This window comes from Pantoea sp. 22096 (assembly GCF_052045955.1).
GTDB lineage: Bacteria > Pseudomonadota > Gammaproteobacteria > Enterobacterales > Enterobacteriaceae > Pantoea > Pantoea alfalfae.
Genome location: NZ_JBQEPW010000001.1, coordinates 1,067,418 through 1,081,083 on the forward strand (window position 1 = coordinate 1,067,418; position 13,666 = coordinate 1,081,083).

Sequence of the window (13,666 nt, forward strand, 5' to 3'; positions counted from 1 at the left end):
CGCCCTGGTTTGACGTTGACTACTGTGCTGGCGCGTCCTGAGAACTGCCGGCACTGGCAGGGACGCTAGCTTCATCGTCACGGCCTGTTCGCTTGTAAACAATCTTTTGTGTGTCGTTTTCACAATGTCCGACGACCTGACCGCCCGCCTGATCAACCTGATCGTTGGCAACAACGTCGAGACTAAAACCTGATTCAGGCACACCGTTCTGAATGATTTTCTGGCTGATATCGGCTTTCACCGATTCACAGGATGCCTGCGCCATCAGCGGCAGAGATAAAAACGCCGCGCTTAACAAAACCCTCTGTAGCTTCATCACGTCTTCCTTATGTTAGTCGTCCGTCATTACTATAGCTCAAATTTACGGCGCTACCGGGCGACCTGAACGGCGATCCAGGCAACGCAGGGTGTTAGGTTCCCAGTACGCGTTGAGATTGAGGCTCTGCTCGCACTTGTCTCGGGTATCAAAGGCGCGGTCGGTTTTATCAAACTCTTTTTCGACGCGGGTGTTTACTTTGTTGCGCAGCATACGTGTGTCATTCCATTGCTCTTTGTCCTGACGCGCTGCTTCATTGCTCAGCGCAGAACTGCCATCTTCAATGATCAGACGGTTAGTATTCGCAGTGGCAGTCAACGCCGCGGTAGAGAGCAGCACCATCAGCACGGCAGGGATCATTTTTTTCATCACAATATCCTTTAGTTAACGCAAACATCGCCATCCGGGACGGCTGTTGCAGCGAGTTCTCATAGTATATCATCGTCGTTTCTTTGCTCACCAGCGGTGAGTCGTTTGTTTACGTTCAGGAGAGGTAAGGGTGCTGATTAAGACCGCCTTGCTGTTTTTTATAACCGCGCTGGCGGAGATCACCGGCTGCTTTCTGCCGTGGCTATGGCTTAAAAAAGGGGGATCGGCGTGGCTGTTACTGCCTGCCGCGGCCAGTCTGGCGCTGTTTGTCTGGCTGCTGACTCTGCATCCGGCTGCCAGCGGACGAGTGTATGCCGCCTACGGTGGCGTCTATGTGCTCACCGCACTGCTCTGGTTACGGGTGGTGGATGGCGTGAAGTTAAGTGCGTGGGACTGGAGCGGGGCACTGATTGCCTTTAGCGGCATGCTGATCATCGTCATGGGCTGGGGACGCGGTTAACGCCAGCCATCATGGCTGGCGCGGCAGAGGTTTACGGCTTATGTACTTTAAGACCCGCCAGCGTCTGGCTGACCGGCATCATCTCCAGACTATTGATATTGACATGCTTAGGCAGCGTGGCGACCCACCAGACCGCTTCTGTCACATCCTCTGGCGTCAGAGCAGTAGCGCCTTCATAGACCTGACCGGCTTTGTCATCATCGCCTTTGAAGCGCACGTTGGAAAACTCGGTGCCGCCAACCAGACCCGGCTCAATGTCGGTCACACGCAGCGCGGTGCCGTGCAGATCGGTTCGCAGGTTCAGGCTGAACTGGCGCACAAAGGCTTTGGTCGCCCCATAAACGTTGCCTCCGGCATACGGCCAGCTGCCGGCAATGGACCCGATGTTGATGATATGACCTGCATCCCGCTCCACCATCTGTGGCAGCAGGGCACGGGTCATATAGACCAGCCCCTTGGTGTTGGTGTCGATCATGTTTTCCCAGTCTTCCACGTTAGCCTTGTGCGCAGGCTCAATGCCCAGTGCCAGACCGGCGTTATTAACCAGCACGTCGATATTGCGCCATTCGGCCGGTAACTGTGCCACCGCCTCTTCAATAGCGGCACGGTTACGCACATCCAGCTGCACGGTATAAAGGTTGTCGCCCAGCTCATCCTTCAGCGCTTTCAGACGTTCAGCGCGTCGGCCGGTCGCAATCACTTTGTGACCGTTCTCAATAAAGCGGCGGGTGATGCTTTCACCAAAACCGGCAGTCGCGCCGGTGACAAAGATAATCATCTCACTGTTCCTTATGCCATTTTCAGAGTCGAGGGCTTCACCATAGCATTTCATTTCTGCTTCTGCGCGAGGAAAAGCAGCCTGGCCCGTAAACGGATTTTAACGGGCATCCCGCTGCGCCTTTTCAGGGCAGTCTGCACCGCAAAAGGGCAGATTGTCTGGCAACAGGCCATACTCACATTAAGTCATCCGTGCAATATCGAATCGCAACCGTTTGCATCGGCTTCGCAAACGGTTGCGACGCTAACGAAGGCTACCTTTGTTGCGCAACGCTTAACTTTTGTCGATAGTGTGTTGATATTTAAGGGTTTTATTGTATTTCAGATCTGGCACGCAGGTTGCAAGATTTTTACAGAGATTCATCTGCAGATAATCAATCGCGCTTTCAGAAAGGACATACCATGCTATCAGCAACCGATATGGCGATACGCGCCACCTTTTTTGACTTCACAGGCGTGGTGGATCATCCCGACGACCTGACCGGAAAGGCTCGCTATCTGGAGGATGGCCTGCTGCTGCTGCGTGACGGACACGTGGTTGGGCTGGATAGCTGGGAGAACAGCGAGGCGAGGCTGGCGGGTCAGCCTGTTACCGATATGCGCGGCAAACTGATTGTGCCTGGCTTTGTCGATACCCACATTCACTATCCACAGACGGAGATGATTGGTGCCTTTGGCGAACAGCTGCTGGAGTGGCTGAATCACTACACTTTCCCGGTTGAAGCGCAGTATCACTGCCCGGATCACGCCGCAAAGATGTCCGCCTTTTTCCTGCATCAGCTGCTCTCCAACGGCACCACCAGCGCGCTGGTGTTTGGCACCGTGCATCCGCAATCCGTCGATGCGCTGTTCAGCGCGGCCGAAGCCCTGAACATGCGGCTGATTGCCGGCAAAGTGATGATGGATCGCAATGCACCCGACAATCTCATCGAAACCCCGGAACAGAGCTACCAGCAGACGCGAGCGCTGATTGAGCGCTGGCACAAGCGTGGACGGCTGAATTATGCACTGACACCGCGCTTTGCGCCGACCTCATCCCCGCAGTTGCTGGAGAAAGTGCAGCAACTGCGTCAGGCGTTTCCGGATACCTGGCTGCACACTCATCTCAGCGAAAACCCGCAGGAGGTTGCCTGGGTAAAAGAACTGTTCCCGGAGCGCGAGGGTTATCTGGATGTTTATCATCATTACCAGCTGACGGGTCGCCGCAGCGTGTTTGCGCACTGCCTGCATCTGGAAGAGCAGGAATGGCAGTGTCTGCACGATACCGATTCCTCCATTGCCTTCTGTCCTACCTCAAACCTGTTCCTCGGCAGCGGCCTGTTTAACATTAAACGCAGCTGGCAGCAGGGCGTGAAAACAGGCATTGGCACCGATGTCGGCGCAGGCACCACCTTTAGTATGCTGCAGACCCTGGGCGAAGCCTACAAGGTAGGCCAGCTGCAGCACTACCGGCTCAGCGCCGCCGAAGCCTTTTATCACGCCACGCTGGGCGGGGCGCACGCGCTGGATCTCGACCATGCAATCGGGAACTTCAGCGTCGGTAAAGAGGCGGACTTTGTGGTGCTCGATCCGGCGGTCTCTGCGCTTCAGCAACTCCGCATCGGCAACAGCAAAGACATCTGGGAAAAACTGTTTGTATTAATGACGCTGGGCGACGACCGCAACATTGCCCAGACCTGGGTCGGTGGTCGTCCGGTCTGGCAGCGCGATGCACAGGAGCAAGCCGCATGATCCAGTTTCTGTTAAATAACCAGCTGGTCAGCGAAGATGCGCTCGACCCGAATCTCACGGTGCTCAACTACCTGCGCACTTGTCAGCATCGGCCTGGCACTAAAGAGGGCTGCGCCTCCGGCGACTGCGGTGCCTGCAGCGTCACGCTGGGTAAAGCTGTCGGCGGTGAGATGCAGTATGAAACGATCAATAGCTGCCTGACGCTGGTCTCCGCGTTACAGGGCAAACAGCTGATCACGGTTGAGGATCTGCGCCACGGTCGCGCACTGCATCCGGCGCAGCAGGCAATGGTCGACTGCCACGGCTCACAATGCGGATTCTGCACGCCAGGCTTTGTAATGTCGCTCTTCAGCCTGCAAAAAAAGTCAGCGGGCTGGGATCGGCATCAGGCGGAAACTGCGCTGGCGGGCAATCTCTGTCGCTGCACCGGCTACCGGCCAATCATGGCTGCGGCCGAACAGCTCTGCTCGCAGCCGGTCAATGACCAGTTCGATCACAGTGCCGCCAGCACCGTACAGCGGCTGGCGGCGCTGGCCACTCCGGAGATGCAGGAGATAGGCGTTGAGGGTCATCGCTGCTTTCTGCCAAAAACTCCATCCCAGCTGGCCGCAATCTATCAGGCACATCCCGATGCGAAGCTGATTGCGGGTGGCACCGATCTCAGCCTGCAGATCACCCAGCAGCATAAAAAAATACCGCTACTGATTGCACTTGAGCAGGTTGCCGCGCTGAAAGTCTGCAGCGAATTTGACGATCACTATCTGCTGGGTGCGGGCGCATCGCTACAGCAGGTTAGCGAGTTTCTTGCCAGCCGCATTCCCGGCGTCAGCGAGATGCTGCAACGCTTTGCTTCACTGCAAATCCGTTTGCAGGGGACACTCGGCGGTAACATCGGTAATGCATCACCCATAGGGGACGCGTCGCCGGTGCTGCTGGCCCTCAATGCCAGCTTGCTGCTGCAGCGCGGTGAGCAGCAGCGGAGCCTGCCGCTGGATCAGTTCTTTACCGGCTATCGCCAGACGCAGCTGGAAAAAGGGGAGTTTATCCGCGCTATTCGCATCGATAAAGTGACGGTGTCACCAGATTTTGTTGCCTGGAAAGTCTCTAAACGGCTGGATGATGATATCTCCGCCGTGTTCGCTGCCTTTAATCTGCAGATGGAACAGGGCGTGGTAAGTTCCGCCCGTATCGCCTTTGGCGGCATGGCGGCCACGCCGCAACGCGCCCGGCAGTGTGAACAGGCGCTGGTCGGTCAGCTGCTGAGTTCCGTGACAGTGTCACGAGCAGCCGCCGCGCTGGCAGAAGATTTCCAGCCGCTTTCTGATTTCCGTGCCAGCAGTAACTACCGCCTTCAGGTGGCACGCAATCTGCTCCGCCGCTACTGGCATCGCCACAACGGCGAAATCACCTGCCTCGAGGTCTCCCGCTATGTCTCATAACCGTCCTGAACTCAACGAAGAGGTGATCAAGGCGCAGTATGCCGCGGATTTACAGAGCGGCGTGGGTCGCAGTCATCGTCATGAGAGCGCGGAAAAACATGTCTCCGGCGAGGCGCGTTTTATCGACGACAAGCCGGAATTGCCTGGTCTGCTGCACCTCTGTCCGCGCCTGAGTGAGCATGCTCATGCGCGCATCCTGCGCATAGATGTGCAGCCCTGTTATGCCGTGCCCGGCGTGGTGAGCGTATTAACCTGGCAGGATGTGCCGGGCATCAATGATGTCGGGCCGCTGGAGCCGGGCGATCCGCTGCTGGCACATGACAAAGTAGAGTACCTGGGGCAGATCGTGATTGCGGTGGCGGCGGAATCCCCTGACGCTGCGCGTCTTGGCGCGGCCGCGGCAGTGATTGAGTATGACGTGCTGGAACCGTTGCTGGATGTGGAGCAGGCGCTGGCGCAGGGCAGCTTTGTGCAGGAACCGCACATTCACCAGCGCGGGGATGCAGACGCGGCACTGGCACGCGCGCCGCATCGGGTCAGCGGATCGTTCCATATCGGCGGCCAGGAGCATTTCTATCTGGAAACCCAGACGGCAATGGTCATTCCTGGCGAAGATCAGCAGTTGCAGGTCTTCTCCTCAACCCAGAATCCCACCGAAGTGCAGAAGCTGGTGGCGGAAGTGATGGGCATCAGCCTGAATCAGGTGACCATCGATATGCGCCGGATGGGCGGCGGCTTTGGCGGTAAAGAGACACAGGCGGCCGGGGTTGCCTGCCTCTGCGCGATCGTGGCGCGTCAGACCGGCCGGGCGGCAAAGATGCGGCTCTCACGCCGCGACGATATGCGCGTCACCGGCAAACGCCATCCGTTCTTTGTACGCTACGACGCGGGCGTTGAAGAGGACGGGCGTCTGTGCGGCATCAGAATCGATCTTGCCGGCAACTGCGGTTATTCGCTGGATCTTAGCGGATCAATCGTCGATCGTGCCATGTTCCACGCCGATAACGCTTATTACCTCGGCGATGCGCTAATAACCGGCTATCGCTGCCGCACCAATATGGCCTCGAATACCGCCTATCGCGGTTTTGGCGGACCGCAGGGCATGGTGGCGATTGAACAGATCATGGATCATATCGCCCGCGACCGTGGACTGGACCCACTGGCGCTGCGCAAGCGTAACTATTACGGCAAGCAGGAGCGTAACATCACCCATTACCACCAGCAGGTAGAGGATAATCTGCTGGATGAGATCACTGAACAGCTGGAGCTGAGCAGCGACTATCAGGCACGGCGCGCGGAAATCACAGCGTTTAACGCCCGCAGTCCGCTGCTGAAACGCGGCCTGGCGCTGACGCCGGTAAAATTCGGCATCTCCTTTACCTCCAGCTTCCTCAATCAGGCGGGCGCGCTGATTCTGATCTATACCGACGGCACGGTGCAGCTTAACCACGGTGGCACCGAAATGGGCCAGGGACTGAACACCAAGGTGATTCAGATTGTTGCCGAAGTGCTGCAGATTGAAACCGATAAAATCCAGATTACCCCCACCGACACCGGCAAAGTGCCCAACACTTCGCCGACGGCGGCCTCCAGCGGCGCTGACCTTAACGGTAAAGCAGCGCAAAACGCTGCGGAAATCCTGCGCGACCGCATGACCGCCATGCTCTGCGAACTGCATCAGTGCGATGCGGCGGCGGTGAGCTTTCGTAATGGCGTAGTGCGCGCTGGCGAAAAGCATTATACCTTTGCCGAGGTAGCGAAGCTGGCGTGGCTCAATCAGGTGCCACTCTCTGCCACCGGCTATTATCGCGTGCCGGGGATTCATTACGACCGGCTGGCCGGGCGTGGCACGCCGTTCTACTACTACGCCTTTGGGGCTGCCTGCTGCGAGGTGGTGATCGATACTTTAACCGGTGAATCCCGCCTGCTGCGCGCCGATATTCTCCATGACGTCGGGGCCTCGCTGAACCCTGCCATCGACATCGGGCAGGTCGAAGGGGGCTTTGTGCAGGGCGTCGGCTGGCTCACCTGCGAAGAGCTGGTATGGAGTGACAAAGGCCAGCTGCTGACCGATGGTCCGGCAAGCTACAAAATTCCTGCCATCAGCGACGTTCCGGCGGACCTGCGGGTCACGCTGGTGGAGAACCGTAAAAACCCGAAAGACACAGTGTTTCACTCCAAGGCCGTAGGCGAACCGCCGTTTATGTTAGGGATAGCCGCCTGGTGTGCGCTGCAGGATGCGGTCGCCAGCGTCGCCGGTTACCAGCAGCACCCTGGGCTGGATGCGCCTGCGACACCGGAGCGGATCTTCTGGGGCGTGCAGCGCCTGACGGGAGTTGTTGATGATCTATCATGACTGGATCGGCGTGCTGCATCAGCTGCGTGAAAAACGCCAGAGCTGCGTATTGATCACCGTGCTCAGTGAGCACGGTTCGGTGCCGCGTGACAGCGGCAGCAAAATGGTCGTCACGCAGCAGGAGAGTTTTCTCACTATCGGTGGCGGTCATCTGGAGTTTGCGTGCATCGCTCAGGCCAGGGCGATGCTGCAGAGCGGGGCAACTGCGCCCCACATCGAGGATTTCAGCCTCGGCGCGCGGCTCGGACAGTGTTGTGGCGGCAAAACCACACTGCTGTTTGAGCCGCTGCTTCAGGCGCAGCCGGAAATTTACCTGTTTGGCGCGGGCCATGTCGGACAGGCGCTGGTGAATCTGCTGGCGACGTTACCCTGTCACGTAAACTGGATCGATAGCCGTCCGGCGCAGTTCAGCCACGTTCCCGCTGGCGTGATGACACTGCAGCCGGACGATCCGCTCGACTGTGTGACCCAGGCGCCTGCGGGCAGCTACTTCATCATCATGACCCATCATCATCCCCTCGACTTCGATTTGTGCGAGGCGGTGCTGAAGCGCGGCGATTTCCGCTATGCCGGGGTGATCGGTTCTGAAACGAAAAACCAGCGTTTCCGCTACAGGCTGGCAGGCAAGGGTGTGGCAAGCGAGCCGCTGGCGCGCCTACGCTGTCCGATTGGCCTGCCGGACGTCAAAGGCAAGCTGCCCGCCGAGATTGCGGTGGCGATTGCCGGGGAAATCATCAGCGTGTATCAGCAGCAAATCGCCTGAGTTGCGCTTTCGCGGCAACCTGTCAGGATAAGACTTTGCGATGCCCACCAGGAGCGAACCATGAACGCCCGTCAGAATCCCTTCTTTAGCGTCAGCACACTGCCTTATCAGGCGCCTCCCTTTGACCAGATTGAGGAGCAGGATTTTCTGCCCGCGCTGCAGGCGGGCATTGAGGAGAAGCGTCAGGAGATCGAGGCGATCGCACTGAACAGCGACGCGCCCAGCTTTTTCAACACTTATGAGGCGCTGGAGAGGAGCGGACAACTGCTCAACCGGGTGAATCTGGTGTTCAGTGCCATGACCTCGGCGCATACCAGTCCGTATCTTCAGCAGGTGGATGAGGAGATTGCGCCTCAGCTTACCGCGCTCAACGATGACATCATGCTGAACCGCCCGCTGTTTTCGCGGCTCGATGCGGTCTATCTGCAGCGCGCTAAACTGGATGCTGAATCAAAACGGCTGGTCGAGGTGATCTGGCAGCGTTTCCAGCTGGCGGGGGCCAATCTGCCGGAAGCGCAGAAACAGCAGCTTAAGGCACTGAATCAGGAGGCGGCCCGCCTCAGCACCCGCTTCACCAACAGACTGCTGGCCGCCACTAAAGCGGGTGGGCTGGTCGTCGATGATCTGCAGAAGCTGGAGGGACTCTCACCGGCCGATCTGGCGGTGGCGCAGGCGGAAGCGCAGGCACGCGGACTGGAAAAGCGCTGGCTGTTGGTGCTGCAAAACACCACCCAGCAACCCGCACTTCAGAGCCTGGCCGATCGCGCAACCCGTGAAGCGCTGTTTAAGGCGGGCGTGACGCGCACGGAAAAAGGCGATGAGAACGACACCCGCGAGCTGGTATTACGTCTGGCGCAGGTCAGGGCGGAGCAGGCGCGGCTGCTGGGATTTGCCAGCTATGCCGAGTGGAAGTTACAGGATCAGATGGCCAAAACGCCTAAGGCGGCGCTGGCGTTTATGCATAACATCGTGCCTGCCGCGCGCGGTCGTGCGGAGCGTGAAGCGGCGGCTATCCAGCAGACCATCGACCAGCAGCAGGGCGACTTTACCCTGCAGGCCTGGGACTGGCGTTTTTATGCCGAACAGGTGCGGCGTGCCCGTTACGATCTGGATGAGAGCCAGATTAAGCCCTACTTTGAACTGAATTCAGTGCTGCAGAATGGCGTGTTCTGGGCGGCGACGCAACTCTATGGCATCCGTTTCACGCCGCGACAGGATCTGCCCGTTTACCATCCCGACGTCCAGGTCTACGAGATTTTTGACGCCGATGAGACCCCCCTGGCGCTGTTTTACACCGACTTCTTTAAGCGCGACAGCAAAGGCGGCGGCGCCTGGATGAGCAACTTCGTCAACCAGTCTACGCTGCTCGACAGCAAACCGGTGATCTACAACGTCTGTAACTACACCAAGCCGCCAGCCGGTGAACCGGCGCTGCTGAGCTGGGACGACGTTATCACGATGTTTCACGAGTTCGGTCACACGCTGCACGGTCTGTTTGCCAGCCAGCGCTATCCGAGCCTGTCGGGAACGGAAACCCCGCGCGATTTCGTTGAGTTTCCTTCGCAGATCAATGAGCACTGGGCCAGCGAGCCAGCGGTGTTCCGAAACTATGCCCGTCACTATCAGACTCATGAGCTGATGCCTGCTGAGCTACATGAAAAGATCGTCCGGGCCGCGACGTTCAATAAAGGCTATGAGATGAGCGAACTGCTGGCTGCCGCGCTGCTGGATCTGCACTGGCACAGCCTTAACTGTGATGCCGCACCGCAAAGCGTAGAAGGGTTCGAGCAGCAGGCGTTGCAGAGCGACAATATGGCGCTGTCGGCGGTGCCGCCGCGCTATCGTTCCAGCTATTTCCAGCATATCTGGGGCGGTGGTTACGCCGCAGGTTATTACGCCTATATCTGGACGCAGATGCTCGCCGACGATGGCTATCAATGGTTTGCGGAGCATGGCGGACTGACCCGTGAAAACGGCGACATCTTCCGGCAGAAGATTCTGTCACGAGGTAACAGCAGCGATCTTAAAACGCTGTATGAAAGCTGGCGGGGCGCAGCACCTCAGCTTGAGCCCATGCTGAAGAATCGCGGTCTGGCGAATTGATAATTAAAAGGGCTGTCATGGTGACAGCCCCTGTTTTTTTGGTCAGCCCAGCGGGCCGCCTTCGATGGTTTCGCACATTCCGGCCAGCACTCGCTCACCGGTTTCGTTTTTCAATGACTGATACCACTCCGCCGTGACCGCCGGGTCGCGCGCATGGGTCACGTCACAGCGTTTGCGCGCCTTCAGCACCAGATCTTTTACCCGCTCAACCCGTCGCGCCTGATAGCGCAACAGGGCATCTTCTATACCCAGCGAATGAGAGGCCAGCGTCGCGGCCAGCACGACGGCATCTTCCATCGCCGCACAGCCACCCTGACCAATATCGGGCGTGGTGCTGTGGGCCGCATCACCAAGCAGCGCTACTCGCCCTTTGACAAAGCGGCTGAACGGTTCAATGTCGTGGATCTCAACCCGGTTAGTGGTGTCGGGATGAATTGCCGCAATCAGTTGCTGCACCGGATCCGCCCAGCCCTGGAAGTAGCCGGTCAGGTCCGCTTTCACCGTGCTGCGATCCTGCGGCAGTCCCTTCGGTAGCGGCACATCAAAGAAGAAGTAGAATCGATTGCCGCTGACCGGCATCAGTGAAACACGCTTACCGTCACCAACAAAGGTGGTCCACTGATCGGCGGGCGCAATACGTTCGTCTATGGTGACCAGGCCATTCCAGTTAACGTAACCGGCATAACGTCGTTCCAGCTTCTGCTCCAGCACATAGTCGCGGACGACGGAATGGGTGCCATCGGCGGCAATCAGAAAATCGCCGTGCGCCTGACTGTTGTCAGAGAAAGTGGCGATGACGCCATTTTCAGTCTGTTCGACCTGGATCACCCGCTTGCCAAACTGCACCCGTTCTCGTCCGAAGGTATCAATCAGCATCGCCTGCAGTTCTGCTCGTGCCACCGGACAGGGATATTCGCCCACCTGCTGCACCAGCGGAGCCATGCTGAAGCGGGTCAGGGGCGCACCGGTTGCGCCGTCGTGATAGGCCATATAGGCCATATTGCCGCCCAGCTTACGTAGCGCGGTTTTCATTCCCAGCGCATTCAGGCATTTAACGCCATTGGGCCAGATAGAAATCGCCGCGCCGACGGGTTTCATCGCCTGAACGGCCTCAAACACCTCAACGTCGATCCCGGCTTTCTCCAGCGCAATCGCGCTGCTCATTCCGCCAATACCGCCACCAATTACGATTGCTTTCATAATGCTCTCCTGTCTGCATGGAGAGACTCCTGCAACTTTTGTACCAGAGAGGTGGCTACGCTGGGGTTTGCTACAAAATTAAATTAAATCATGGATTTACTTTCATTCTTGCGGTGTGCGGCAGGCAACCTCTTTCTGATGTGATGCACTTAAATGTGGCAACTCAGGGAGCCAGAAGAGTGCAGATGTGATCAGGCTGCATCTTTTGTTTCATCATTTGTTTTATGGTCGCTATCAGGTTTCCGGGACATTCATCAGTCAGTGAGAGTCGACATCCCGTTATCCCGCGCCGTAAATTACTTTAAAAGTTGTAAACTAAATAACTATCTCGCTTTGATAACATTACTAACAAATAATTAAACATACACATAATAAATGGCGCAGGTATTGCCCGGGAAATCCTTACCTTATTCAACAGGCAGTTGGGCTGAAACAATTAAACATACCTGTTAATAAAAAATGCAGATTCATAAACAGACACAGTTATGACTGTTTTATCACCGGGTGCAATCATTAGCAAAACTGTGCAAGCCACAGCAGAAAGGGCTTTTAGGAAATTGCTCAAACGTATCCGCCGCGATCGCGTGATATAGATCACTCTGGACATAAAGGACTCTGGAAGACGATCATGAAAATTGGAATCACGAATAACCAGTATCCGGAGCAACGTAATATCTTAGTTAATCCGGATAACGACTATATAAATCTGAAAAAGAGCAATCTGTTCTATTTTATTAATCCGTTACGTACCCGATTGCTTAAAAAGAATAAAACCTTTGTCTTTCAGCCTGTGCCTTTTTCCGGGGCATCGCGGGCTGACATCCTTCATCTGTTCAACGAAGTCGCCATCACTCAGCAGAAGTGGGTCGCCTCGTTTGAAACCGAGCTGCCGCGCGTGTTGCCGGTAGCGGGTGTTGCCAAGCAGGATAACCCTGAGCTGCAACGGCTTATTCCTTATCTGTTAAAAGATAACTGTCTGGGGCTGATTGCCATCTCAGACGCTACGCTGAACATTCAGATGAAACTGTTCAAACCGGATGTTGCGCAGCAAATCCGCCGTAAAACCCTGGTGCTGCATCCGCCGCAAAAGCTGTTCGTTCAGCAAAAAACGCCGCGTCAGCCCGGTATTCTGAAGTTGATCTTTGCCGGTAATGAGTTCTACCGTAAAGGCGGGGCGGAAGTGGTGCTGGCAATCAGTGAGCTGATTGAAGAGCACCGGCTGGACGAGTCGCAGCTGGATCTGCAGCTGATTGGCGATCTCACCAAACGTCGTAATGTTGCTCACCGTCAATTCCAGGATGATGATGCTTTTTGTCGCGACATTGAGAACCGCATCAAGCGCTATCGCTGCATTACGCATCATTCACAGATGGAAAACAGTGCGCTGATGCAGCTGTTCCGTCAGAGCGATGCCGGTTTATTACCGACCTGGCAGGAGACTTACGGTTTCTCCGTGCTGGAGATGCAGGCCAACGGCTGTCCGGTCATCACCAGCAACGTGCGTGCGCTGCCGGAAATCAATCCTGCCAATGCGGGCTGGGTCATTGCGAGTCCGCTTGACCCCGATCGCGAATACAGCATCACCTCGGCAGAGCAAAAATCGCAGTTGCGCCGGTCGCTGGTGGACGGGCTGAAATCGACGCTGCTCGCCATCATTGAACGTCCTGAAATATTGCAGGAGAAAGGGGAAGCGGCCATTCTGCGTATCAAAGAGCAGCATGACACCCAGCGTTATATCGCCCGGCTCAATGATATTTACAGTCGTGGCGTGATGAATGTCACTCAACACCCTCCTGGGGTCTCAATTTGATGAGATTTCTCTGACGGCGCGCGCCAGACTGGCCATACTTAGTGCTGCGTACCTCAGGAGAAATGTTATGAAAATTATCCTCGCTCTGCTGCTGTCCGGATTACTGGGCAGCAGCGCCTTCGCTCAGCCTGCACCGATTTTTCCGGCCCGCGCGCCGCTGGTGCAGTTGACGCCCGTCGCTGACCGCTGCGATCTCTCCACCTGTCAGACCAATTGCTACGTAGAGCAATCCCATTGCAACACCCGGGATAGCGGTGCCTGTAGCTCAAAGGCTCAGATGTGCGTACAGGCCTGTTCCAGCCAGTGTAAATAATTCGATTCAGTGAAGAACGCTTAGTTAAC

General features: G+C 56.8%; 12 protein-coding genes. 8 read left to right on the forward strand and 4 right to left on the reverse strand.

Annotated features, from left to right (window positions below; all coding sequences use genetic code 11):
- Positions 1 to 19: 19 nt before the first annotated feature.
- Together ACTJKZ_RS04885 and ACTJKZ_RS04890 are read right to left on the reverse strand one after the other, a co-directional pair.
- On the reverse strand, positions 20 to 316 hold the full coding sequence (locus tag ACTJKZ_RS04885; protein ID WP_161735904.1) for a DUF1161 domain-containing protein: 297 nt from the start codon (positions 314 to 316) through the stop codon (positions 20 to 22).
- A gap of 45 nt (positions 317 to 361) precedes the next feature.
- Positions 362 to 685 carry a DUF1283 family protein gene (locus ACTJKZ_RS04890; RefSeq protein ID WP_013357904.1) on the reverse strand — a complete coding sequence of 108 codons (324 nt, stop codon included), beginning with the start codon at positions 683 to 685 and terminating at the stop codon, positions 362 to 364.
- A gap of 133 nt (positions 686 to 818) precedes the next feature.
- Between ACTJKZ_RS04890 and ACTJKZ_RS04895 the strand changes: the two genes are divergently transcribed.
- Positions 819 to 1,145: a YnfA family protein gene (locus ACTJKZ_RS04895; protein WP_061063722.1), complete on the forward strand. Its 327-nt coding sequence runs from the start codon at positions 819 to 821 to the stop codon at positions 1,143 to 1,145.
- A gap of 31 nt (positions 1,146 to 1,176) precedes the next feature.
- Here the strand turns inward: ACTJKZ_RS04895 and ydfG are convergent, their stop codons facing one another.
- The gene (gene ydfG / locus ACTJKZ_RS04900; RefSeq protein WP_161735918.1) at positions 1,177 to 1,923 is read right to left on the reverse strand and encodes a bifunctional NADP-dependent 3-hydroxy acid dehydrogenase/3-hydroxypropionate dehydrogenase YdfG; all 747 of its coding nucleotides are present in this window, start codon (positions 1,921 to 1,923) and stop codon (positions 1,177 to 1,179) included.
- Between the two features lie 401 nt (positions 1,924 to 2,324).
- Between ydfG and guaD the strand changes: the two genes are divergently transcribed.
- The 5 genes from guaD to dcp are packed head-to-tail and all read left to right on the forward strand — an operon-like array spanning position 2,325 to position 10,314.
- On the forward strand, positions 2,325 to 3,653 hold the full coding sequence (gene guaD / locus ACTJKZ_RS04905) for a guanine deaminase (protein WP_440829312.1): 1,329 nt from the start codon (positions 2,325 to 2,327) through the stop codon (positions 3,651 to 3,653).
- Complete coding sequence (gene xdhA / locus ACTJKZ_RS04910) at positions 3,650 to 5,092, forward strand: xanthine dehydrogenase small subunit (protein WP_260058227.1); 1,443 nt, start codon at positions 3,650 to 3,652, stop codon at positions 5,090 to 5,092. The genes guaD and xdhA overlap by 4 nt, the downstream gene beginning before the upstream one ends.
- Positions 5,082 to 7,448 carry a xanthine dehydrogenase molybdopterin binding subunit gene (gene xdhB, locus ACTJKZ_RS04915; protein ID WP_285085755.1) on the forward strand — a complete coding sequence of 789 codons (2,367 nt, stop codon included), beginning with the start codon at positions 5,082 to 5,084 and terminating at the stop codon, positions 7,446 to 7,448. The genes xdhA and xdhB overlap by 11 nt, the downstream gene beginning before the upstream one ends.
- A complete protein-coding gene (xdhC, locus tag ACTJKZ_RS04920; RefSeq protein ID WP_253421955.1) occupies positions 7,435 to 8,211 on the forward strand; it encodes a xanthine dehydrogenase accessory protein XdhC in 777 nt (258 codons plus the stop codon). Before xdhB ends, xdhC begins: the two co-directional genes overlap by 14 nt.
- A 60-nt stretch (positions 8,212 to 8,271) precedes the next feature.
- On the forward strand, positions 8,272 to 10,314 hold the full coding sequence (gene dcp / locus ACTJKZ_RS04925; protein ID WP_222924017.1) for a peptidyl-dipeptidase Dcp: 2,043 nt from the start codon (positions 8,272 to 8,274) through the stop codon (positions 10,312 to 10,314).
- 42 nt (positions 10,315 to 10,356) lie between these two features.
- Here the strand turns inward: dcp and hpxO are convergent, their stop codons facing one another.
- On the reverse strand, positions 10,357 to 11,514 hold the full coding sequence (hpxO, locus tag ACTJKZ_RS04930; protein WP_222924018.1) for an FAD-dependent urate hydroxylase HpxO: 1,158 nt from the start codon (positions 11,512 to 11,514) through the stop codon (positions 10,357 to 10,359).
- 628 nt (positions 11,515 to 12,142) lie between these two features.
- Between hpxO and ACTJKZ_RS04935 the strand changes: the two genes are divergently transcribed.
- Both ACTJKZ_RS04935 and ACTJKZ_RS04940 read left to right on the forward strand, forming a co-directional pair.
- Positions 12,143 to 13,324 carry a glycosyltransferase family 4 protein gene (locus tag ACTJKZ_RS04935; RefSeq protein ID WP_440829313.1) on the forward strand — a complete coding sequence of 394 codons (1,182 nt, stop codon included), beginning with the start codon at positions 12,143 to 12,145 and terminating at the stop codon, positions 13,322 to 13,324.
- 67 nt (positions 13,325 to 13,391) lie between these two features.
- Positions 13,392 to 13,637 (forward strand): hypothetical protein, encoded by a 246-nt coding sequence (locus tag ACTJKZ_RS04940; RefSeq protein WP_161734815.1) that lies wholly within the window; start codon positions 13,392 to 13,394, stop codon positions 13,635 to 13,637.
- Positions 13,638 to 13,666: the final 29 nt, after the last annotated feature.